The 20,159-nt window shown below is 51.9% G+C and carries 23 protein-coding genes and 1 pseudogene; 7 read left to right on the top strand and 17 right to left on the bottom strand.

The window, feature by feature from the left end:
- Positions 1 to 105 precede the first annotated feature (105 nt).
- The gene (locus L1889_RS11720; protein WP_238665272.1) at positions 106 to 765 is read left to right on the top strand and encodes a LysR family substrate-binding domain-containing protein; all 660 of its coding nucleotides are present in this window, start codon (positions 106 to 108) and stop codon (positions 763 to 765) included.
- Positions 766 to 1,174: 409 nt separating this feature from the next.
- Here L1889_RS11720 and epsC read toward each other — a convergent pair whose 3' ends face one another.
- The 10 genes from epsC to L1889_RS11670 all read right to left on the bottom strand — a co-directional run bounded on the left by epsC (position 1,175) and on the right by L1889_RS11670 (position 8,451).
- Positions 1,175 to 2,074: a serine O-acetyltransferase EpsC gene (gene epsC / locus L1889_RS11715; RefSeq protein ID WP_238665271.1), complete on the bottom strand. Its 900-nt coding sequence runs from the start codon at positions 2,072 to 2,074 to the stop codon at positions 1,175 to 1,177.
- 288 nt (positions 2,075 to 2,362) lie between these two features.
- Positions 2,363 to 2,854, bottom strand: a complete 492-nt coding sequence (locus tag L1889_RS11710) for a DUF4202 family protein (RefSeq protein WP_238665270.1) — start codon at positions 2,852 to 2,854, stop codon at positions 2,363 to 2,365.
- 79 nt (positions 2,855 to 2,933) lie between these two features.
- Positions 2,934 to 4,247, bottom strand: a complete 1,314-nt coding sequence (locus L1889_RS11705) for an NTP transferase domain-containing protein (protein ID WP_238665269.1) — start codon at positions 4,245 to 4,247, stop codon at positions 2,934 to 2,936.
- A gap of 239 nt (positions 4,248 to 4,486) precedes the next feature.
- The gene (locus L1889_RS11700) at positions 4,487 to 5,098 is read right to left on the bottom strand and encodes an inositol-3-phosphate synthase (protein ID WP_238665268.1); all 612 of its coding nucleotides are present in this window, start codon (positions 5,096 to 5,098) and stop codon (positions 4,487 to 4,489) included.
- Positions 5,095 to 5,436: a hypothetical protein gene (locus tag L1889_RS11695; RefSeq protein WP_238665267.1), complete on the bottom strand. Its 342-nt coding sequence runs from the start codon at positions 5,434 to 5,436 to the stop codon at positions 5,095 to 5,097. The genes L1889_RS11700 and L1889_RS11695 overlap by 4 nt, the downstream gene beginning before the upstream one ends.
- 643 nt (positions 5,437 to 6,079) lie before the next feature.
- Positions 6,080 to 6,568: a DJ-1/PfpI family protein gene (locus tag L1889_RS11690; RefSeq protein ID WP_238665266.1), complete on the bottom strand. Its 489-nt coding sequence runs from the start codon at positions 6,566 to 6,568 to the stop codon at positions 6,080 to 6,082.
- On the bottom strand, positions 6,528 to 6,722 hold the full coding sequence (locus tag L1889_RS11685; RefSeq protein WP_238665265.1) for a type 1 glutamine amidotransferase family protein: 195 nt from the start codon (positions 6,720 to 6,722) through the stop codon (positions 6,528 to 6,530). The genes L1889_RS11690 and L1889_RS11685 overlap by 41 nt, the downstream gene beginning before the upstream one ends.
- A 79-nt stretch (positions 6,723 to 6,801) precedes the next feature.
- A complete protein-coding gene (locus tag L1889_RS11680) occupies positions 6,802 to 7,443 on the bottom strand; it encodes a helix-turn-helix domain-containing protein (RefSeq protein WP_238665264.1) in 642 nt (213 codons plus the stop codon).
- A 211-nt stretch (positions 7,444 to 7,654) separates the two neighbouring features.
- Complete coding sequence (locus tag L1889_RS11675) at positions 7,655 to 7,972, bottom strand: DUF3470 domain-containing protein (protein WP_238665263.1); 318 nt, start codon at positions 7,970 to 7,972, stop codon at positions 7,655 to 7,657.
- Between the two features lie 44 nt (positions 7,973 to 8,016).
- On the bottom strand, positions 8,017 to 8,451 hold the full coding sequence (locus L1889_RS11670; protein ID WP_238665262.1) for a cupin domain-containing protein: 435 nt from the start codon (positions 8,449 to 8,451) through the stop codon (positions 8,017 to 8,019).
- Positions 8,452 to 8,664: 213 nt separating this feature from the next.
- Between L1889_RS11670 and L1889_RS11665 the strand changes: the two genes are divergently transcribed.
- Positions 8,665 to 8,847: a hypothetical protein gene (locus tag L1889_RS11665; RefSeq protein WP_238665261.1), complete on the top strand. Its 183-nt coding sequence runs from the start codon at positions 8,665 to 8,667 to the stop codon at positions 8,845 to 8,847.
- A gap of 154 nt (positions 8,848 to 9,001) precedes the next feature.
- Entirely contained in the window at positions 9,002 to 9,958 is a 957-nt protein-coding gene (locus L1889_RS11660) for an MFS transporter (protein ID WP_238665260.1), read from the top strand.
- A gap of 121 nt (positions 9,959 to 10,079) precedes the next feature.
- On the opposite strand, the gene L1889_RS11655 is transcribed toward L1889_RS11660, so the two are convergent.
- Both L1889_RS11655 and L1889_RS11650 read right to left on the bottom strand, forming a co-directional pair.
- Positions 10,080 to 12,248: a xanthine dehydrogenase family protein molybdopterin-binding subunit gene (locus L1889_RS11655; protein WP_238665259.1), complete on the bottom strand. Its 2,169-nt coding sequence runs from the start codon at positions 12,246 to 12,248 to the stop codon at positions 10,080 to 10,082.
- Between the two features lie 127 nt (positions 12,249 to 12,375).
- Entirely contained in the window at positions 12,376 to 12,846 is a 471-nt protein-coding gene (locus tag L1889_RS11650; protein WP_238665258.1) for a (2Fe-2S)-binding protein, read from the bottom strand.
- 204 nt (positions 12,847 to 13,050) lie between these two features.
- On the opposite strand from L1889_RS11650, the gene L1889_RS11645 reads away from it, so the two are divergent.
- The 3 genes from L1889_RS11645 (at position 13,051) to L1889_RS11635 (ending at position 14,654) form a co-directional block, all read left to right on the top strand.
- The gene (locus tag L1889_RS11645) at positions 13,051 to 13,863 is read left to right on the top strand and encodes a calcium-binding protein (RefSeq protein ID WP_238665257.1); all 813 of its coding nucleotides are present in this window, start codon (positions 13,051 to 13,053) and stop codon (positions 13,861 to 13,863) included.
- 135 nt (positions 13,864 to 13,998) lie between these two features.
- Positions 13,999 to 14,277, top strand: a complete 279-nt coding sequence (locus tag L1889_RS11640; protein ID WP_238665256.1) for a type II toxin-antitoxin system ParD family antitoxin — start codon at positions 13,999 to 14,001, stop codon at positions 14,275 to 14,277.
- Positions 14,278 to 14,288: 11 nt separating this feature from the next.
- Entirely contained in the window at positions 14,289 to 14,654 is a 366-nt protein-coding gene (locus L1889_RS11635; RefSeq protein WP_238665255.1) for a type II toxin-antitoxin system RelE/ParE family toxin, read from the top strand.
- A 24-nt stretch (positions 14,655 to 14,678) separates the two neighbouring features.
- On the opposite strand, the gene L1889_RS11630 is transcribed toward L1889_RS11635, so the two are convergent.
- The 5 genes and pseudogenes from L1889_RS11630 to L1889_RS11610 all read right to left on the bottom strand — a co-directional run bounded on the left by L1889_RS11630 (position 14,679) and on the right by L1889_RS11610 (position 18,941).
- On the bottom strand, positions 14,679 to 15,284 hold the full coding sequence (locus L1889_RS11630; protein WP_238665254.1) for a hypothetical protein: 606 nt from the start codon (positions 15,282 to 15,284) through the stop codon (positions 14,679 to 14,681).
- Positions 15,285 to 15,479: 195 nt separating this feature from the next.
- Positions 15,480 to 15,692 (bottom strand): ParA family protein, encoded by a 213-nt coding sequence (locus L1889_RS11625; protein WP_238665253.1) that lies wholly within the window; start codon positions 15,690 to 15,692, stop codon positions 15,480 to 15,482.
- Positions 15,693 to 15,766: 74 nt separating this feature from the next.
- On the bottom strand, positions 15,767 to 16,225 hold the full coding sequence (locus tag L1889_RS11620; RefSeq protein WP_238665252.1) for a ParA family protein: 459 nt from the start codon (positions 16,223 to 16,225) through the stop codon (positions 15,767 to 15,769).
- A gap of 153 nt (positions 16,226 to 16,378) precedes the next feature.
- Positions 16,379 to 18,447 (bottom strand): annotated as a pseudogene (metG, locus tag L1889_RS11615) (methionine--tRNA ligase).
- A gap of 209 nt (positions 18,448 to 18,656) precedes the next feature.
- The gene (locus L1889_RS11610) at positions 18,657 to 18,941 is read right to left on the bottom strand and encodes a hypothetical protein (protein WP_238665251.1); all 285 of its coding nucleotides are present in this window, start codon (positions 18,939 to 18,941) and stop codon (positions 18,657 to 18,659) included.
- A gap of 99 nt (positions 18,942 to 19,040) precedes the next feature.
- Here L1889_RS11610 and apbC point away from each other — a divergent pair, with 99 nt between their 5' ends.
- Positions 19,041 to 20,126 carry an iron-sulfur cluster carrier protein ApbC gene (apbC, locus tag L1889_RS11605; protein WP_238665250.1) on the top strand — a complete coding sequence of 362 codons (1,086 nt, stop codon included), beginning with the start codon at positions 19,041 to 19,043 and terminating at the stop codon, positions 20,124 to 20,126.
- Positions 20,127 to 20,159 lie beyond the last annotated feature (33 nt).

The raw sequence follows: 20,159 nt of genomic DNA, 5'->3' as shown, positions 1-20,159 counted from the left end.
TCATCCAGATGTCGGCCGTCCGGCTAGTTCAGCTTTAGCGAAGACTTTGGCACTATTCCGGCTTTTAACGAAGAACGACAGTCCTCTGCGAATAAGGAGAACAATATGCCCTCCAACGCTGATCGGCGACCTTTGCGAATCGCCGTATCGTTTGGCGCGATCCACGCACAGCTGGCAACGCTTCTAGCTCGCCAGCGCGTAGAGGAGCCTGAAACGCCCGTCGCACTGTTTGAGGTTGCCCTGGCAGAGCAAATCGAGGGTCTGAAAGGCGGCCGCTACGAACTCGGATTTACCCTTGATGGTGGGGGCGAACACGGCCTGAAGATGCAGCCGCTCTGGCATGACGAACTGGCGGTCCTGGTGCCAGCGCGCTCACCACTACTGACCTATGCAGCCATCCCGTTGTCTACACTTGCGGACTATCCGGTGGTGATGTGGCATTCCGAGGTCTGCGCGGCCATGCACTATTACGTGCAAGCCTTGTTCGTGAAGGCTGAAATGACACCACACGTTGCAGCTCAGGCGCGCAGTTTTGAGTTCATGGCAACTGTGGTAGCGGCCGGCTATGGTGTCGGGCTGGCCGCATGCTCCCGGATTGATGCGGCGCGAGACGCCGGTATCGTTGCGAGACCTCTTCACGCAGACGATCACACGATTACAACGTTCCTGCTTTATTGCGACGGCGCTTCGGAGAGGGCCAAGCGGTTTATCGAACGGGCGCGGCGCTGTGCTGGCACGGCCTCGCTTCGTGGCGTGGTGGGTTAAAGCGGCAGTTCTCGCCGTTTGCTCCGAGATTGACTACGAACTTATCCCCGCTCTATAACGCTCAATAATACTGTGCGTCGCTCTGGCATTGGTCTACATGTTTTCGATAGCGTTGTGTAGAACTCGACGGCGCTCTATGGCCTTCGCCAGACTTCGCGTATTATAGTGGTCGTGGATGGGTACGTTATTGGGTACATCCGCACTATTCGAACTGAATAAAACCTTTGTTAATCAAGGGGGTAGGCGGGCTTTACTGTTTCCTTCACCCGCTCCACACTGGCTCCACTGTGCTGCGTGACCACGGCATTGCTCAGCTTGCGCCCTTGTAATCATCGAATATCTTCATACTTGGGGCCGAACTCCAAATGGCCCGCGCAGACGTCTACCCGATGACCTCTGCAGCCGCCGACTACAGCGTGCTCCGCAGGCTCGCCTGCGTAACGCTGGCACCAGGCGCCACGTCTTCGGTGATCCAAACGTTCCCACCAATAACCGCGCCTTTGCCCAGCGTGACTCGTCCCAGAATCGTCGCACCCGCGTAAATGATGACGTCGTCTTCGACGATAGGGTGACGAGGCAGTCCTTTTTCGAGATTGCCTTCGGCATCGGTACTGAAGCGCTTTGCACCTAGGGTTACGGCTTGGTAGAGCCTGACTCGTGCACCGATCCGTGCCGTTTCGCCAATAACAACCCCGGTGCCGTGGTCGATAAAAAAGCTGGCTCCGATTTGTGCTCCTGGGTGAATGTCGATGCCCGTTTCGCTATGTGCAAGCTCGGTAACGATGCGCGCCAGTAAGGGTAATCCGAGCAGGTAGAGTTCATGCCCCAGGCGGTAATGGATTAATGCCAACATACCCGGGTAGCACAACAGGACTTCGTCGACGCTGCGTGCGGCAGGATCGCCTTGGTAGGCGGCGAGGACATCGCTATCGAGCAGGCGGCGAATACCGGGCAAGGCTGCAGAAAACTCACGCACCGCAGCCAATGCCTGTGCTTCTATTCGGGAGCAGTCGGGCGGGGCATGACGGGCACCGTAGTGAAGTTCGAGTTTGGCCTGCGTCAGCAAACCATGCAGCGCCGCATCCAGGGTGTAACCAACGTAGAATTTTTCATTTTCGTGCCGCAGGTCTTGTGGGCCCAGGCGCATGGGGAAGAGCGCGCCTTTCAGCTTCTCCATGATGCCTTCCAGCGCAGTGCGGGAGGGAAACTCACGTGCACCGGAGTCACGCGAACGCTGTTGCGAATCGCGCCATTCGCCGCGAATATCTTCCAGCTCTTTGACGATACAGTCGACTTCAAAAATTGCCATGTGTTCCTTCTTTGGTCCGGACGACGGACGGCGTTAGACCGCCGATCTAGGGCAGGAGCGCCCTACGTGCGGCCGCGCTTGCTTCCTCAGGGATGGGCTGCGGTGGAGCTTCTGAGACTTTATAATCTATAGTGGGCAGATAGATAACTAAGAGCCCGTTGCTCTTTATAAGTAAAAGGGGCTGTTGCGTCAAGTAAGCTCGCGCGTCTGGAATGTCGAATCAGCGGTAATAGGTAACGATCCCTTTGCCGCCTAGCTGGTTCAACGATTTACTCAAGTCATTTTTATTCAACAAGCTTCACGTAACAATAGCTGCAGTACAGGATCCTCGGGAGCAAGGGTATGAAACCGGGCTTGAGCACGGCTTGATAGCCGTTGATACCCCCATCTGGCCCGCTTCAACGTGCTCTGATAGCCTTCCCGCTCATAGTAAAATGCCAGATTGTGGTCAAAGTAGGACAGGCTGTCGGCGTCCTTAAGCACATCGCTGCGGGCATCTCCGCCATGCTCATGATGTTCAACCAGCCGTGCGCATTCATTGATAAAAGCCTGGCTCAGTGGATAATTGCGTAAAAGCTCGCTTAGCCTGAGCGAGCCTTCTCTGGCGTGCGCGCGCTTAAAGTCGTCATAGTTGGCGAACATATGGCGCTGATAACGATCAGGCCTGGCGCGTTCTATATCATGCGCATAGGCGGCGACCATCAGCGCGTGGTCGGCATCGGGGTTAAGCCGAAGAAGCCACTCCAGGGTGTTCTTGGCGTGGCCCAAGTCTTCAGGCACGGGGAGGCATCCAGGGTGCGATGCACAGCACTCAGCAGCAGATGTAGCGTTGTTGGCGCAATGTCCAGGGGCTGTGGTGTCATAGTTCACGCTTTCTCATGCTCAGTATGCGGTGAACGACTGTCAGGTTCATCAGTAATGCGACCACCCATAGCACAGGAAGTACAAGATTGCTGATGGCTCCAAGCATGATCAGGGCACTACGCGTGTCGCGGCCCATGCGCCATCGGCTATCAGTGGATTGTAAATCCGCTTTATGTGCACTGTAGCTGGCTGCGAAGCTTCCCGTAATAGCCAGTAGGCCAGCCATAAATGCCCATCCTGTATCGTGAATGCTCATTGCATGCCAAGTCAGGCCAGCCAGGATTGCTGCGTCAGCGTAGCGATCCAGAATCGCGTCAAACCAGCCTCCGAAGCTTGAGCTACGCAAGTGCAGTCGGGCGACCTCTCCGTCACAGCCATCAATGACCGATGCCAGTTGCACCAGCACACCGCCTATTAACAAGGAGCCATAGCCGCCCCGGCTCAACAGCCACGCCGCCAGGATACCGGTGCAAAAAGCAATGACTGAAATAAGATTTGGGCTTAAGCCATACTGCGCAAAATATCGGCTGATGGGACGGGACAGGCGTCGATTAAGGTGTTTGGCTACAGGGCCATCTGCATGTTTCCGGGTAGCGGAATCAAGCAGCTGGGCTTCAGCTAAGGTGAAGCTGGCCGGTGTGTCTACGTCTTGCCAATAGCAATCGCCGATGTCATAGGCTGTTAATTGTTGAGAGTCAATCAGTTTGCGCATGATGTGACTCAAAGAGCTCTGGCCTTCCTTTGCAGTCTCCAGCGCTGTTTTCAACATGCCTGGCGTACATAAGAACGCACCTGTATCAAAGGCGTTGAAGTGTGATAACGACTTGGAAATTTGACTGATATAGCGTTCATCCACCTGTACCTTCGTGACATCCTGCAGATCAATGTCGTGGCGGGAGCAGCGCTTGTCTACAGCTAAAACGGCACCGTCAGCAGGGGGCGTGGCTGCGCATAGGCCTTGCAACAGCGCCACGTCATAGACATGATCCGCCATCAACAAGATAAAGTGGCTCTGCACTATCGGGGCAGCCGCGATCAAGGACTGGCCATTTTCGGTGCTGGCCCAGTCAGGGTTGTGTATGGTTTGTAGACGAGCCGAGGGCAACTGTTTACGAAGCGCAGCCAGCTCTTTTTCGAGGGAAGCGGCTTCATGACCGGTCACGATGACGATATCGCTGACACCGGTTTGTATCAATGCACGGATATTTCTTTCGATCAAACTCATGCCCAGGAGCTTGACGAGCGGTTTGCTTGAGCCTAGCGACTGCAGGCGTGTACCCCGGCCTGCAGCGAGAATGACTGCTTGCATAAATACAGGTCTCCTGATTACTGTAACCGCGCTACGCCCCAGACTGAGGAGCAGCGCGTCATGGTTTCATTAAAATCAGGCGACTTCAGCCGTTGTCACTGGGGTGCTTATAAAACGCTCTACCTCAGCGTAGGCAGCGTCGTCTGTCAGTTGCCGAGGGGGATGCTTGCAGAAGAAGGCAGAGGCCCCGGCTATAACACCACCCTCGCCATTCAGAAGCGCGAGCTTGGCGCAACGGATCATGTCAATGGCGACACCTGCGGAGTTGGGGAGTCTTCAACTGAAAGCCGAAGCTCTAAGTTCATGGGAACGTCACCAAATAACTTGCCCTCCATGCGGATAAAGCAAATCTTGTTATCTTTTTGCCAGGCGACATAATCGGACGGCCCTACATGTATGTCATCGTCGTGCAGCCTTGTTGCCGCCGCAGCCTGGACAGCCTCGGTTTTGGATTCACGTTTGGACGCCAAACGATCCTGGTTCAGCATATTCATGAAGTCGGTATTACCGCCAGTATTCAACTGATAGGTGCGTTCAAGACGTACACCTCGGCGTGCGAATAAGTCGGTCAGTACCCGGTGAGTGATAGTGGCGCCTAGCTGAGCTTTGATATCATCGCCAATCAGTGGAATGCCGCGATCAGCAAATTTCTTGGCCCACACCGGGTCACTGGCTATGAATACGGGGATGCAGTTAATGAAGGCGATGCCGGTTTCAAGTGCGCAGTCGGCATAAAAACGTGTGGCCTCTTCAGAGCCTACCGGGAGATAGTTCAGCATGATTTCAGCACCCGATTCGCGTAATAGCTGGATGACTTCCTGACGGCTGGGCTCTATGGCGTCTGACTTCAAAAACTTTGATGTGCAGGATGGTCTTTCATGTGTTCAGAATAACCGTCCAGCACTGGTCCCATCGATACTTTTACGCCACTGCTGGGCATTTCCGCCTGGAAAACTGTAGTGCAGTTCGGAGCCGAGAAAATTGCTTCATTGACGTCTAGGCCTACTTTTCGCGCATCAATATCGAATGCAGCCACAACGTTAATGTCACCGGGACGATAACCAGCAATTTCCCAGTGCATCAGCCCGATGGCATCTTCTGGGGTTTTATCGCGGTAATACTCCAGTCCCTGCAATAGCGAACTGGCGCAGTTACCCATACCGACGATTGCGATTTGTATAGGGTTCATAAATCATACCTCCAAGAGAAGATGGTTATTGATTGCCAATCAATAAAACAAAATGGCGTCGCGCAGTCATCGGACTGGATTGAGTCCGACAAGAAATTTGCGCAAACGCATAGCACATAGAAGCTGTACGACAGAAACTGAAATAGGGCTCTATGTGCGTGAGCTCAGGGGCTCAAATCAGGGGAGCAGCGTATGGCGACGTGCGTCGCTATTGCACCCGCTTCGTTACAGAAAACAAAAAACGTAGAAAAAACCAAGAAACCACGGAGCGCAAGGCACAATCAAGCCGTGTATATACGCTCCTGCTGGAGCTAGATAAGCCAAGTGATGCATGAGATAGCCACCTTGTTCAGAACGTTGCTAAACGGCTGGGGCTAAACCGGTTTTGTTGATTTTTATTTTTTGACCGAGTTGATGAATCATATATGACAGTTATGTGAATGTCAAAATGAATAGCTAAATCAAATGCTTAAGCAATCTTGGATAAGCTCTGAGAGCCAGGCTACATCCTGTTTCTATGTATATTGGTGGCGGAATCGGCACGTGGCAGTTGGAATATGAGCCTGAACGCCGTAAATTAACAAGGGGTTCAGGCTCTAGCTCTACCACAAGAAACTACCTTTAAGGTCGGCGTGAAACGACGTTAAGTTGAGGTGGTGGGAGCCTGAATGATGAGGGGTAAGCGCTCACGGTTTGCAACTCGTGCAGAGCTGTACTCCATGATTCTGGCTACTTCATCGCTCGTGTCCTCACTCAGAAAACGTTCTATTAGGTAAAGAGTGAGATCGATGCATAAACTAACCCCTCCGCCAGTGATAATATTTCCTTCATCAACCAAGAGAGCGGCTTGTACTTGGCAGGTAGGCTCGATCGCAGCCAATGTCTCCAGCGGGGGAGATTCGGGCTCAGCATAGACCGCTTTCGTTGTGGCTTTACAGTTACGTAGCAAACCGGCCGCGCCCAGCAGTAACGCGCCGGTGCAGACACTTACAAGTGTGTCTCCTCGTTCGTGTCGTTGTTGTAGGAAGTGTAGTAGTTGCTGATTTTGTATTTGTGTTTGCCAGCCTGGGCCACCTGTAATGAGCGTGATATCAGCTGCTGGTGCCTTCTGCGAAGCTGAAATCAGTTTCAATTTTCAGGCCATTTCGCAGTGTGACGCTTTGCCCTTCTTGGGAGATAGTGTGATAGCTAAGCTCGGGCGCTATTCGACGCGCCATAGATAATGTTCCTAAGATGCCAACTTCGATGGGCTCAACGTCATCATAAAAAATAATACCGATACGCATAGAAAACTCCTTTTGTGTGTTTCCTAATAGTGATGCGGAGTTTCCTTTTTGTCAACGTAGTTTGTACGTTAAAGAGCTCTCATTCGTCTGTTTCTGTGATAACCACAATAGCCTGGGCTTCCCCCTCTAATGCGCGTCCGCGATGAGGGGTACTGGATTCAAAATAAACACTATCGCCTGCCTCTAGCAGGAAGCGGGTCAGTTGCCCATGAATCTTGAATTCGAATTCTACCTTGCCAGTTAGCAAATAGATGAACTCTTCCCCAGTGTGTTCAAAAAACTCATGTGTTTCCGTGGTTTGCGGATAAGTGAAAATGAATGGATCCATGCTGCGGTTGGACTTTTTATGGGCCAAACTGACGTAGTCATACCCATACTCTGTACCTCCACGGCTGACGGGCTTGCGTTCCCAACTGTGTACGACTGAAATGGGGGAGTCTGGGCTGAGTAATAGCTGATGCTCATTAGCACTCTCATCGACGAAAAATACGCTTAAATCTACACTCATAGCCCGGGCGATACGAGCTAATGTACCGATGGGCGGGGCTTTGGTACCATTCTCGATTTTTGACAAATAGCCTTTGGTAAAGCCAGAGCGCTCGGCTAAAACATCTAGTGTTAGGCGGCGTTCTTTACGTAATTCACGTAAGCGTTGGCAAACCGCAGCTTCTTCTTCCTCGGGAGTCTCGTTAATGTCAAGAATATCGTTAGTTTGAGTCATTTGTTAATGTCCTCTTTCATGCGCCGCCTAAGGTTTTAATGTTATGAGTCAGCCAGAGCCCACGCGCTTTTATAAGGGTGAGCAAGCCCGCGAGATGAAGATAAGCCATTGCTGAGCTGTGTCAGAAGGGAAGGCTTCGCGTCAAATTATAACGCATGAGGTGGAGTGGGGCGGGCACTGCTAGAGAGAGCCGGCGGTGCTAGAGGCGGAATTAAAGTAGATGATGTTTGTCGCTTTGAGTGGCCCAGTAGTCGGCATCAGGCAGGGCTGGGCTACCTTCTTGCGCTACAGGCCATATGGCAGAAAGCTCCTTGTTTAACCGAATATAGTCGTGCTTGTCGGATACAAGGTCGTAGTCATTCACGATGGCTTGGGTAGGGCAGGCAATAATGCATAACGTACAGTTTATGCACGTATGAGGGTTAATAACCATAAAATTTGGTCCACGATGAAAAGCGTCTGCCGGGCAAATGTCCTGACATTTACCATACACGCAGTTAATGCAGGCTTCTGTGACGACACAACTCATGTCAGCTCCAAGAGTGGCAGGGCAATTGCCCTGCCAAATTATAATTATGAGGCTGCCCTGAAACCGGCTGTGCCAAAAAACACATTTGGTTTACGGTAGACAGCTAGCAGTAGGCACCCTTCGTCACTTCGTGTTTCATGCAGTGAGCCTGGTCGGCGCCACACATATTGGCCAGCACGGCAAATGCCGTCGTGGTCATAGAATGAGCCTTCCAATACAAAACTCTGCTCGATTTCCGGATGACGATGGAAAGGTAAAACCGCGCCTGGCTCCCACTTTAGTAATACCGTCATTTCGCCTTCATCATCATTTCGATACAACACTTTCATCGAAATTTTCTCAAATTGTGAGGGCTCCCATTCAATAGACTCTGGATCTATATAAATCGAGCCCCCTTCTGTCGGCTCCAGCTTGCCTTGTAGTCGTTCGGAAAAATGTTTGTTCTGGGAATCCGTTGTTTCCTTAACTTGGGTACTCATAGCGTCTCCTTGGGTTGAACCGCTTAAAACAGGTGAAGCGGATGATTTAAATTTAATCACTTATTTCATAATAGTCAACTTTTTATGTAAATTCAGTATAAAGTTTACTAGTAAACCCTTATTTCGCGATTAAAAGTTTCCTTATAGTATTTTCTTACCGTGAGTGATTTGCGGTTAAGCAAAGGGGCGCTAGTCCCGAACGAGGAGGTAATGATGAGCGTGATAAATGAGGCAGCCTTAACCGCGACTCTTGCAAAAGACGAAGATAAGTCTATGCGTCGTGTGGTCATGGCTAGTGTGATAGGAACGACTGTAGAGTGGTATGACTTTCTGCTTTATGGAACAGCTGCTGCGTTGATATTTAATCGTCTTTTTTTCCTGCCTTTGATCCAATAATGGGGACATTAGCCGCATTAGCTTCATTTGCGGTAGGCTTTATTGCCCGACCGCTAGGAGGGGTGATTTTTGGACACTTTGGTGATCGAATCGGTCGCAAGTCGATGTTGATGTTGACGATGTTTTTGATGGGGGTGGGACCTTTGCTATTGGTTTGCTTCCGACCTATGAGAAAATCGGCATCTGGGCGCCTATTGCACTGGTTTTACTGCGTGTGGTTCAAGGCATCGGTATTGGTGGCGAGTGGGGAGGGGCAGCCCTCATGGTTATTGAGCATGCGCCAGCGAAGCGGAGAGGCTTTTATGGCAGTTTAGTGCAGGTGGGTTTCCCGCTAGGGATGTTGGCATCTACCGGTATGATTGCTTGGCTTAGTCTAATGCCTGACGAGGATTTCTTAAGTTGGGGTTGGCGTGTGCCGTTTCTGTTAAGTATCGTTTTAGTGGCGCTCGGTTTCTACATAAGAATGAAAGTTGTGGAGTCCCCTGTTTTTGAAGCTAGCCAGGAAAAAAGCGAGGCTAAAGAAGAAAAGGCGCCATTATTGCAAATATTGGCCGAGCACAAAAAGAACTTAGCCTTGAGTATCGGGCTTAAAGTGTGTGAAGTTGCCTGGGTGTATATTCTGACGGTGTTTGTCATCGTATATGGAGTCAACACTTTAGGGCTTTCCCGAGAGGTAATCTTAAATGGTGTGCTGTTAGGTGCGGCATTAGAGATAGCTTTCATACCATTCTTTGGGTGGCTATCCGATAAGTGGGGGCGCCGAACGTTGTACTACATGGGCACAGTCTTCGTGATGTTGTCTGTTTATCCACTGTTTCTATGCCTTGAAACCCGTGATCCGCTTATCATTATGGGGGCAATTGCGGTGTGTATGGTTTTCGGCCATGGCCCTATGTATGGACCCCAAGCGGCTTACCTACCCGAATTATTCGGCACGCGCGTACGCTATAGTGGAGCCTCTTTAGGCTGCCAAATCGCAGCTGGCGTCGGCGGGGGAATAGCACCTATGCTGGCAACTTGGTTGTTGGCGCTACATGGACATTATGGGGGTGGTCATTATGGTTTTTGTGCTCTGTTTCATTACTCTATGGGCTACGTACGCAAGTCCTGAAACCAATAGAGATGACCTGAATTCACAGCCTTAATCTCAGCCTTCACAATCGTGCAAGAGGCATTAAATGGACTGGGTTTAAGCTGTTTAATCCTCAGTCCATTTTTCATTTAAGGTGATTTTAAATTTCTGATACCTCTTGAAATTTAAAGTGGGACAAAGGCAGGTCGCGTATCCGCTCGCCGGTGGCCGCGAAGATGGCGTTACACAATGCCGGAGCAACGGGTGGGACAGGTGGTTCCCCCACCCCGCCTGGCGCTGCAGCGTGGTTGTCATTCACTAAATGCGTGCGAATGATGCGTGGCGAGGCGGCGTGACGCATGACCTCGTAGTCATGGAAGTTGCTCTGTTTCACGCGACCCTTTTCGAAGCTGATTTCGCCGGACAGGGCCAGGCTTAAACCCATGACGGCGCCTCCTTCCATTTGGGCACGGATGCGCTCGGGGTTGACCTGTGGTCCGCAATCAATAGCCATGTCCACGGCCACAACGCGCAGTTCACCTTGATCGTCCACGGCTACTTCAACCACGGTAGCTGTGTAGCTCATAAAACTGTAGCAAAAGGCTAATCCCAGGCCATGACCTTTGGGTAGCGTACGCCCCCAGCCAGCACCTTTGGTGGCGGCCTCGATTACATCGCGCAGACGACCGGTGTCGTAGGGGTAAAGCTCGGGTGACTCATCGTAATTCCAGGTGTCCGAGATGGTGCCTGGATCAAATGTACGTGCCGGGCCAATCAGATCCAGTGCGAATTCTTTGTGGTCTTTTCCCGCACGATCCGCCAGCTCGGCGATAAAGCATTGCGCAGCAAAGGCGTGTGGAATGTTGTAGACCGAGCGGAACCACCCAATACGGGCGTGGGCTTCTACTTCGGCGCTTTCGATGCGCACGTTGGGGACCAGATAGGGCATGTTGATGGCCGACATGGCGGCCTCGAACACTTGAAGGCCTTTGGCGCCTTCGGCAAAGAGTGAGCTGATTGTGGGCGCGGCGCTGCGGTGCAGCCAGGTCTCGGGTTGACCATCTTTGCCAACGACCGCCTCCAGGCGCTCGACGGCGACCGTATGCAGATAGTCGTGATGAATGTCATCTTCGCGCGTCCATACCAGCTTGACCGGTGTGCCGGGCATGGTTTGTGCCACGATGGCGGCTTCGTCCACATAGTCGGGCTTGGACTTGCGCCCGAAGCCACCGCCTAGCAGCAGCACATTGACCTTGATGTTTTCAGGCTTAAGCTTAAGCCGGGCAGCCACGACGTCCAGAGCCGCCTGCGGGTTTTGCACCGAAGTCCAGACTTCACATTGCTCACCATCGACCACGACGGTTGCCACCGGCGGCTCCATCGAAGCATGGGCCAGATGAGGCAGGTAATATTCAGCGGCGAAACGCTTGGCCTCGGGTGCCTTGGTCCAGGCTTCGCTTACGTTACCGTCGTTACGCATAGGTTTGCCGGGCGCACGGGCGGCGGCTTCCAGAGTTTTACGATAGGCTACAGAGTCGTAATCGGCGTTAGGTCCATCGTCCCACTCGATTTCGAGTGCGGCGCGGCCCTGCATGGCTGACCAGGTATTAGAAGCGACCACTGCTACACCACCCAAAGCCTGAAAGGCCGGGGCACCGCTATAAGAAGGGATTTCAACCACTTTCAGTACACCAGGTACCTGCAGCGTTTTTTCGCTGTGTACGCTACGCAGTTTGCCACCTACCACTGGGGGACGGGCGACGACGGCGTAGACCATGCCAGGCAGGTGCATGTCCATGCCATAGATAGCTTGTCCCTTACCGATGGCTTCCAAGTCAACTAATCGTACGGCTTCTTTACCAATGTAACGGAAATCAGCGGGCGATTTAAGCTTAAGCGCTTCGTTCTTGGGTACAGGCTGCTTGGCAGCGTCGGCAGCCAGTTCACCATAGCCCAGGCGTCGCCCGCTGGGGATGTGCTCTACTTCGTGCCGCACGGCGCGGACTTCGGAGGCGGGGACCGACCAGCGCTCGGCAGCGGCGGCCTCAAGCATTTGGCGAGCGGCTGCGCCAACGCGTCGCATCGGTTGCATGAAGTGTCGGACGCTGCGCGAGCCGTCGACGTTTTGGTTGCCATAGCGAGCCTCGTTAGCCTCGGCCTGCACCACTTGTACACGATCCCAGTTGGCTTCCATCTCGTCGGCGACGATCATGGGCAGGCTGGTACGCACGCCGGTTCCCATCTCGGCGCGGTGCGCGACGATGGTGACAATGCCGTCAGGCGCAATGGAGACGAACACCAAGGGATCGTCCACTGCTCCGCCGGGCATGGCATCACCACCGTATTTTTTGGCATCTGCCGCCCAGACGACTCCGTTGGCACTGACCGCCAGAAACAGGGCACTAAGGCTGCCTTGTAAAAAGTACGGCGGGAAAAGTTTTGTGTTTTTGTAGTCATTACTTGTCCCCTTGTGCCAGGTGACTGGCGGCTTGCTGGATGGCGGCGTGGATGCGCGGATAGGTACCGCAACGACAGATGTTGCCGCTCATGGCTTTATCGATTTCGAGCTCGGTCGGAGTGGGCGTGGCCTTAAGCAGGCTGACAGCTGTCATGATTTGTCCTGCCTGGCAATAGCCGCACTGTGCGACGTTGTTCTCAATCCAGGCCTGTTGCACGGCTTCACCGACTGGATCGTTCTCGATGTTTTCAATAGTCGAGACGGCGCGCCCGGCCACGGCTGAGATGGGCGTAATACAGGCACGGACAGCCTGACCGTCGATATGTACCGTACAGGAGCCGCACAGCGCCATGCCACAGCCGAATTTAGTGCCAGTCATGCCGAGTTCGTCGCGCAGTACCCAAAGCAGAGGCATGTCGTCGGGGACGTTGACGTCCCTGGTCTGACCGTTAACATTAAGTTGTGTCATGGTGGAAAATCCTGAGTTAAATGGAAAAACGCTGTGCGAAATGCCAGTCGGTCTGAGGTAGATCATCAAAAGCAAATAGTCTTTTTTGGCCAACTACGCAGATTAACGATGTCGAGATGATGTTAGGCGATACCACCGGCTAAACACCCATCCATACACCATAGTATTGCCAACGATCAATGCTGCCGCAAGCCATACCTGAATTTGGCGAGTCAACCCTGGCGGATAGTCAATCTGGACTCGCTCACCCCTCGGGTGCACGATGGTTACTTGCATGTCAGCGATATGCAAGGTAGCGGGTACGGCGATGTGCTGCTGGGCGATACGCAGAATAACGTCATTCGCGGTGGCGCTGGCAATGACCGCATTGTAGGCGGTGCAGGTAATAACACACTTGACGGCGGCCTGGGCATTGACACAGTGGATTATGCACTCAGTAGCGCCGGGGTGGTCGTGAATCTAACAACGGGTGTCGCCAGCAATGGCATGGGCGGTATTGATCAACTGCAGGGCTTCGAGAACATCATCGGTTCCGCCTATTCCGATTTACTCACAGGCGATCGTTACTCGAATGTTCTGGAAGGCGGAATGGGCGATGACACGCTGGATGGCGGCTCGGGCAATGATACCTTGATTGGCGGCGCAGGCAGTGACCGATATGTGTTCACGGTAAACGGCGGTGTAGATCGGGTAATTGAAGAGATCGTGCCTGGGGACGAAGACATTGTCTTGTTTGGCACGAATGCATACGATCAGCTCTGGTTCCGTCAAGTAGACGATGATCTGGAAATCAGCGTTATTGGCACTGAAAACAAGTTGATTGTAGACGACTGGTATCAAGGTGATCTTGGCCGTATCGAGAAGTTCCAGGCTGGCAGCAGAACATTGCTTGATACGCAGGTAGACAATCTGGTGTCCGCCATGGCGGCCTTCGCGCCACCTACCAGTGGGCAGACTAGCTTGCCACCGGACTACCAAACAGCGTTGGCACCGGTGATTGCGGCTAACTGGCAATAAGGACGGCTTTAGTATGAAAAATCGTCTTTAATTTCACTGTGAACTGTTGGGGCGTCAGGCTAGATAACAGCATTGGCATAATATGCCAATGCTGTTATGCTTTCTTTATTCCATGAATCTACTATGGGGAATGACATGCCCACGCGTAATGTAGTGCTCAGTGAACACCAACATGAATTCGTTGACATGCTGGTGCAGTCCGGTCGCTACCAGAACGCCAGCGAAGTGCTGCGGGAGGGCTTACGCCTGATTGAAGAGCGCGAACGCGTTGAAGTTGCCAAACTCAACGTACTTAAACAGGCTGCCAAGCAAGGCTGGAACGACATAGCAACCGGACACTACACTGTGGTTGACGACGAGCAGCTCGACGACTTCATTGGGCAGTTGGGTCTGCGAGCTGTACGCCAAATATAAATAGTGGTTTGATGCTGCAATATCAACTATCGACTTCCGCGCAATCAGATATCATCGATATTCTTGCTTGGACGCATAGGCAGTTCGGTGAAGTGGCGCGTAAGCGTTACGAAGCGTTAATTGTTGCGGCGTTGCGTGATATCGCTGCACAACCTGATCGGGTGGGCAGCATCAAGCGCCCTGAGCTAGGCGAAGCAGTCCGATCGTGGCACTTGAGTTTAAGCCGAGAACGTGCCCGTTTCGAAGGTGGTATAGTGCGCAATCCCCGTCATTTTATAATATACCGTCAACAATCTGCTCTGATTATGATCGCTCGAGTGCTCCACGAGGCCATGGAACTGGCGCGGCACCTGAAAGCGGAAACTTCATGGGAGTAGTCGACGCAATAAGATATTGAACGATTAGAATCTTTCAGGCGAAGGGCTCGATGGAGACTCCCACTCCGACTCATGTTCGGTATACAAATCGGGTAATGCCTGTTCGCAATAGTCTGAAAAAGAGATGGAAGTACACGTCTTTTCGTCAGAAGAAAGTCCGAAGATTGAAGCCATTGAGTCGAAGCTCATGGCTCCTGTGCTGCGCCCATCGGGTTTCTTAAACCTAAGAAATTCTTCAATGTAAATTTTAAACACTTCTGGCTTTACTCCGTGTTCGAAGACGTCCATAGCGTTAGAACTTTTGCTGGAAAAGTAAGTTTGTGCATGTAAATCTAGCTTGCCATCATTACAAACGCCATACACAAGGAAATGATGGCCGTCGATGTCATTGAGTGTTTGCTTGGCCTCGTTGTAGTTTGACCCAAACTTTTCGAATTCTGAAGTGAGTTCATTTTTACTGCATTTGAATTCGATAAGGATGATCTTCGAGTTTTTTGCGAAAATACCGTCGCCGCACCTTTCTGGAATGCCGGACAATGGTGCTGCAAAATCTAAATCTTTGGTACTAGCAGCATCTAGAATGAATCTATATTCAACGGTTTTTTCCCACCAAATAGGTTGTGAAGGCATAGCTATTCCTTGTCTTTAATGACGATCCAACGATTTGACCGACATGGCGATCGGCGGCAGGAGGCTATATCTTTATCTATTGAATTGCTCTATCAGTAGATTAGTTATGCTGCCGTTCTTAAAGCTCTTAGGATAGCAACAGGCTATGACTTTCTTGTTACAGATATGTAATGTTCCCGCAAAGTCCGTTCACTATCAAACCAACCTTGCCGAAATTTCCTCGCTTAGCGCCTGATACGCCTTGCTGGCAGCGCTGTTTGGCGTTGTTGCCATAACCGGAGCTCGGTGTACACCCATGCGTTCGACATCCGATGCAAAAGGGACCTGGGCTTTCAGGAAGCGTCGCTTATGGGCCGCGTTCATGGTGAAAATAGTGCCAGCATGCAGGGTTTTGACGCTTTGCACCATGGAGAAAAAACCATGCAGCTTTTGCGGCGGAAGCTTGTTTTTTTGAAGAAGGCAATAAGCTGCTCGAAAGTACGCTACGAAAGCGTGGTGGGAATGACCGGTACCAAAACTGCATCAGCACATTTAAAGACGTTTTCGGAAAGCGTGGAGATCGTCGGTGGACAATCCAGAATGATTACGTCGTAGTCTTTTTTGACACTATTTAAGGCTTTTTTCAGTCGCGAGCGGCTGTCACGCATGCGCGACAGGAAAATGTCGAAGTCGCGAAAGTTCATGCTGGCTGGCAAGATGTCCAGATTGTCGTAATCGCTGTCGCGGATTGCATCGGTGAATATTTTGACGTCTTTGAAAAACGCTTCGTCCGTTAGTTTTTTTGATGGCTTTACGCGAAAATAGAAGCCTGAGGCGCCCTGTGGGTCGAGATCACAAAGCAGGGTGCGTTTGCCAGCCGCAGCCATGGCATAGGCCAGATTGACCGCAACGGCTGTCTTGCCGACTCCACCTTTGTTTGAATAGCAGGCGATGATCTTCATGGGTTTTCCTTGCGAGGTTGAAATAGCATGCTGAGTGGCTGTTGTGTTGCCGGGGAATCGGCTTGTTAAATCTTATCTACGCAGACGAAGAAAAGCCGATCATTTCACGTGTCATGATCGGCCCCTTTTGCTGTACCTGTTGCAAATGACGTATTAACTGATGCGCATACCCGGTGTCGCGCCCGGCCATGGCTCAAGAATATAAAGGCCTGAGTCGACCTTGTCGTCGGCGTGGCTGGCTGCCAGCACCATGCCTTCGGACACGCCAAAGCGCATTTTTCGGGGGCCAGGTTGGCAACCAGAACGGTTAGCTTGCCCACCAGGTCGTCGGGTGAATAGGCCGACTTGATGCCAGAGAAAACGGTGCGTAGGCGGCCTTCACCGGCATCGAGTTCAAGGCGCAGTAGCTTGTCGGACCCCTCCACATGCTGGCAGTCTACGATTTTTGCAATACGCAAGTCGAGCTTGGCGAAGTCTTTGATATCGATGGTGTCTGCAATAGCCTCGCCGCCAGGTGTTGCGACTGGCTCGGGCGGGGCTTCGAACAGCGCATCGAATTGTTCAGAGTCGACGCGTTGCAGCAAATGTTTAAATGCAGAGATTTTTGTAGGCAGTTCGGCAGCATCAGACCACAAAAAGCCACGGTCGAGGCCGAACAGTTCAGTAGCAACACGGTTGGACAGGGTGGGAGTGATAGGTGCCAGCATGATTGACAAGGCTTTGAAGCCTGCCAGGGCACGCGAGCAGATATCTTGCAGTGCGTCTTTCCTGCTTTGCTCTGCGTTGGACCAGTCTTTGGCCAGCAACCAGGGTTTAGCCTGGTCGAATTGCTGGTTGATGGTGTCAGCCAATGTCATGACTTGACGTATGGCACGGCCGTACTCACGCAGCTCAAGGTCACTTTGAACCTTCTTAGCCACGGCTTTGAACTGATTGTTCATTTCTGCCGTGTCGCCCACATAGCCCAGGGTACCTTCAAAGTACTTGGCGATGAAGTTGGACGCGCGACTGGCGATGTTGACGTACTTGCCGATCAGGTCGCTGTTGACCCGGGCCACGAAGTCGTCAGGATTGAAATCCAGGTCTTCGACATGCGAATTAAGCTTGGCCGCGATGTAATAGCGCATCCATTCTGCATCCATGCCGATATCAAGGTAGCGCAGCGGAGAAATACCGGTGCCACGGCTTTTGGACATCTTCTCACCGCTAAGCGTGATGAAACCGTGCACAGCCAAAGAGTCAGGGGTTTTACGGCCGGAGAATTTCAGCATTGCTGGCCAGAACAAGGCGTGGAAATACACAATATCTTTACCGATAAAGTGAATTTGTTCGGTGTCGCCAGCAGGATCCAGCAAGGCATCGAAATCGATATTCTGTTTTTTACAGTACGCGTTCAGCGAGGCCAGATAACCGACTGGCGCATCAAGCCAAACGTAGAAAAACTTGCCTGGAGCATCAGGAATGGGCGTACCAAAATAAGGAGCATCGCGAGAGATGTCCCAGTCGTTCAGGGTAGCTTCGTCACCTTCTTCAGTACCTAGCCACTCGCGTGTTTTGGCCAACACTTCGGATTGCAGGCGGGGGCGTCCCGCACGATCGTTAGAGGTGGTCCATTCTTGCAAGAACTTTACGCAGCGCGGGTCGGATAGCTTGAAAAAGAAGTGATCCGAGCTTTTTAGCACGGGCCGTGCATTGGTTAGCGTTGAATACGGCTCTATGAGTTCTGTTGGAGAGTAAACAGCACTACAGGCTTCGCACGAGTCACCGTACTGGTCTTTGGCGTGGCAAGAAGGGCACTCGCCCTTGATGTAGCGATCAGGCAGAAACATGCCTTTGACCGGATCGTAGAATTGTTCGATGCTACGGCTTTCAATAAAGCCTGCATCGCGCAGCTGGCAATAGATTTCTTGCGAAAGCTTGACGTTTTCTGGCGAGTTGGTACGGTGCCAATGATCGAATTCGATATGAAAGCCGTTTAGATACTTGGGGCGTTCGGCCGAAATGCGTTCGACGAGTTCGTCAGGGCTGATTCCCTCAGCTTCGGCTTTCAGCATGATAGGCGCACCGTGTGCGTCATCAGCCCCTACGAAGTGCACGGTATGGCCCGACATTCGCATTGACCGAACCCAAATATCAGCCTGGATGTATTCCATGATGTGGCCGATGTGAAAAGAACCGTTGGCGTAGGGTAAGGCGGTAGTGACGAATATCGTGCGCGACATATGCTTCTTGGTGAGAGGAAAAAACGAATTTAAGAGTTTCTGGTACGAAAGCGTCAATAGCGATGACGGTTCACAAAGAAAATTTTAAACCAGAAGAGCTAAATGGTAAGGGGATGTAGCAGCGAGCCACATCTACTTTGCCAGCCTAATCCCTCAAGGGATCAAGGGTAGACGAGTGAGCATAGCAGATGCTGTGGTAAAAATTAGGCTTAGTTGATTTCCCGCATCTCGATGTCACTGACATTTTGACGTTTAGCCGCCCCCTGGGGACGGTTAGCATGGGTACGCTGTTGAAAGGCCTGTGCCGGATTTGGGCGGCGGCGGCCATTCCAGTATGACTTTATGCCAAAGGGTCGGCCACTAAGGCGCGCAACCACATACAGGATAGCAATGGCAAGAGCAGTAGACGCCATGAATATAACGGCCATAATCATGCCGATAATAGTTAGTAGCGCGAAGAGTACAGCCCGGATAATCTGGTTAAATGTATGCATAGTGTTAAGTATGACAGTTCTAGATAAAAAAATTCCCCATGATCCGCTATTCTTATTGTTAACGGACATTGTAGTTATTATTTTGAGCAGGGCCTATTAATGAGTTTGAATTCTGTGATGGTGCTAAATGCACTACGTGATATTACCGACCCGTTTACGCGGAAAAAGCTGGATGTCAGCCCAGAGCGTTGCACGATTACGGCCGAAGGTCAAAAGGTAAGTGTAGAGCTAAAGCTCGGCTACCCAACCTTAGACCCGGACGGTGTCATACGCGAGCGTATAGAGGCAGCCATTAATTCAGTTGGGGGCACTTTGGCTGAGTTAAAGCTTGGGCTGAAAGTTGCGACCCATGCTGTGCAGCCTAGCCTGCGTCCTATGCCTAACATTCGCAATATTATTGCAGTGGCTTCTGGTAAAGGCGGCGTTGGTAAAAGTACAACGTCAGTAAACCTGGCTTTGGCATTGCATATGCAGGGCGCACGTGTCGGTTTGCTTGATGCTGATATTTATGGACCAAGCGTACCGATCATGCTGGGCTTAAGTGGCAGACCCACAACGGTTGATAACAAAACGATGATTCCAATGGTGGGGCATGGCCTACAGGCCAACTCCATTGGTTTTTTAATTGACGACGATTCTCCCGCTATCTGGCGTGGGCCAATGGTCACGCAGGCGTTGACACAGCTGTTGACACAAACGGCCTGGATGGATCTCGATTACCTTATTGTCGACATGCCTCCAGGTACCGGCGACATTGCCCTGACTCTCTCGCAGAATGTGCCAGTAACAGCAGCTATCGTGGTTACTACACCGCAAGACATGGCCTTGGCTGACGCTCGCAAAGGGTTGAAGATGTTTCAGAAGGTTGATGTGCCTGTGCTGGGTATTGTCGAGAATATGTCAGTGCATATTTGCAGCCAGTGCGGGCACGAGGAAGCCATTTTCGGGCAGCACGGCGGACGGGATATGGCCGAACAATACAGCGTCCCCTGGCTGGGCGCCTTGCCGCTGGCCATGAGCATTCGTAGCCAGACCGACTCGGGCGTTCCTACCGTCATTGCTGCACCCAATAGTAAAGAAGCGAAAATTTATCAGGACATCGCTAGCCGGGTGGCGGCCAACGTGGCGATACTGCCTGTTGATACCTCTGCTCATCGTCCCAAAGTAGTACCTCGCCCTTTATAAATTGATCCAGAGACCCATAGGCACTGACTCACT

The sequence above is a fragment of the Paenalcaligenes niemegkensis genome (assembly GCF_022230885.1).
GTDB lineage: Bacteria > Pseudomonadota > Gammaproteobacteria > Burkholderiales > Burkholderiaceae_B > Paenalcaligenes > Paenalcaligenes niemegkensis.
The sequence above is the reverse complement of the archived record's forward strand: the minus strand, read 5'-3'. Positions and strand labels throughout refer to the sequence as shown.

Coding starts and splice junctions, on each gene's coding strand:
- L1889_RS11650 (WP_238665258.1), bottom strand. CDS start 12,846: ATGACACAACTTAATGTTAACGGTCAGACCAGGGACGTCAACGTCCCC.
- L1889_RS11630 (WP_238665254.1), bottom strand. CDS start 15,284: ATGCCTTCACAACCTATTTGGTGGGAAAAAACCGTTGAATATAGATTC.
- L1889_RS11695 (WP_238665267.1), bottom strand. CDS start 5,436: ATGAACCCTATACAAATCGCAATCGTCGGTATGGGTAACTGCGCCAGT.
- L1889_RS11665 (WP_238665261.1), top strand. CDS start 8,665: ATGAGCGTGATAAATGAGGCAGCCTTAACCGCGACTCTTGCAAAAGAC.
- L1889_RS11685 (WP_238665265.1), bottom strand. CDS start 6,722: ATGCGTATCGGTATTATTTTTTATGATGACGTTGAGCCCATCGAAGTT.
- L1889_RS11655 (WP_238665259.1), bottom strand. CDS start 12,248: ATGCCCGGCGGAGCAGTGGACGATCCCTTGGTGTTCGTCTCCATTGCG.
- L1889_RS11620 (WP_238665252.1), bottom strand. CDS start 16,225: ATGAAGATCATCGCCTGCTATTCAAACAAAGGTGGAGTCGGCAAGACA.
- epsC (WP_238665271.1), bottom strand. CDS start 2,074: ATGGCAATTTTTGAAGTCGACTGTATCGTCAAAGAGCTGGAAGATATT.
- apbC (WP_238665250.1), top strand. CDS start 19,041: ATGAGTTTGAATTCTGTGATGGTGCTAAATGCACTACGTGATATTACC.
- L1889_RS11635 (WP_238665255.1), top strand. CDS start 14,289: ATGCTGCAATATCAACTATCGACTTCCGCGCAATCAGATATCATCGAT.
- L1889_RS11670 (WP_238665262.1), bottom strand. CDS start 8,451: ATGAGTACCCAAGTTAAGGAAACAACGGATTCCCAGAACAAACATTTT.
- L1889_RS11675 (WP_238665263.1), bottom strand. CDS start 7,972: ATGAGTTGTGTCGTCACAGAAGCCTGCATTAACTGCGTGTATGGTAAA.
- L1889_RS11625 (WP_238665253.1), bottom strand. CDS start 15,692: ATGGTGCAAAGCGTCAAAACCCTGCATGCTGGCACTATTTTCACCATG.
- L1889_RS11705 (WP_238665269.1), bottom strand. CDS start 4,247: ATGCAAGCAGTCATTCTCGCTGCAGGCCGGGGTACACGCCTGCAGTCG.
- L1889_RS11610 (WP_238665251.1), bottom strand. CDS start 18,941: ATGCATACATTTAACCAGATTATCCGGGCTGTACTCTTCGCGCTACTA.
- L1889_RS11680 (WP_238665264.1), bottom strand. CDS start 7,443: ATGACTCAAACTAACGATATTCTTGACATTAACGAGACTCCCGAGGAA.
- L1889_RS11720 (WP_238665272.1), top strand. CDS start 106: ATGCCCTCCAACGCTGATCGGCGACCTTTGCGAATCGCCGTATCGTTT.
- L1889_RS11640 (WP_238665256.1), top strand. CDS start 13,999: ATGCCCACGCGTAATGTAGTGCTCAGTGAACACCAACATGAATTCGTT.